This is a genomic window from Microbacterium sp. ZW T2_14 (assembly GCF_044987405.1).
Classification (GTDB): Bacteria; Actinomycetota; Actinomycetes; order Actinomycetales; family Microbacteriaceae; genus Microbacterium.
Genome location: NZ_JBJDRK010000132.1, coordinates 1 through 797 on the forward strand (window position 1 = coordinate 1; position 797 = coordinate 797).

A 797-nucleotide genomic window follows, 5' to 3' on the forward strand; every position below is an offset into this window, starting at 1 on the left:
GACGAGCTCCGCGCCCACGGGGGACGAGCCGGCCGCCGGGGACGGGCCGATCACGGCGCTCGACCTCGCCGAGGCGCTGCCGCAGGCGGTGGCCCAGGTCCTCGCGGGAGGCTGAGCGGCCGCGGACGGGGGCGCCGGGCTCCCTAGGATGGTGGGGTGGCGCGACGGGCGGTGGTGTGGGCGGCGTTCGCCCTCGTGCACCTCGTGGTGATCTGGCTCGGCTTCGCGGGCGATCACGCCGCGTCGTGGGACGTCGACCAGCTGTACCGGTGGTGGGCGTGGCGCACGCTGACCGGCGAGGCGTTCCCCGGCATCACCGAGGACTGGGTCTACCCGCCGCTGGCCCACCTGCCGATCCTCCTGGTCGGCGCCTTCCGCGGCATCGTGGACTACACGCTCGGGTGGGGGCTGCTCGTCACCGCGCTCGATGCGGCGGCGTTCGCGGTGCTGCTCGGCAACGCTCGATCGCGGGGGCGCCTGATCGCCGCCTGGTTCTGGCTCGCCGCGATCCTGGCGCTCGGCGGAGTCGGCATGTTCCGGCTCGACGCGGTCACTGTGCCGCTCGCGGTGGTCGGCGGGCTCTGGCTCGTCGGGCGACCGTGGCTCGGCTCGGTGCTCCTCGCCGTCGCCACCTGGATCAAGGTCTGGCCGGCCGCGCTGCTCGCGGCAGCGGTGATCGCCGTCCGGCGACGGCTCGCGGTCGTCGGCGGGGCCGCGGCCGTCTCCGCCGTCGTGGTGATCGCCGTCGTGCTGGCCGGGGGAGGCGCGCGCCTCTTCGGCTTCGTCGGCGACCAGAC

The 797-nt window shown here is 75.8% G+C and carries 1 protein-coding gene; it reads left to right on the forward strand.

From position 1 onward, the window contains the following. Nucleotides 1–156 precede the first annotated feature (156 nt). The coding region (locus tag ACI3KY_RS20295) for a glycosyltransferase 87 family protein (RefSeq protein WP_404931920.1) at nucleotides 157–797 on the forward strand (641 nt) is incomplete at its 3' end.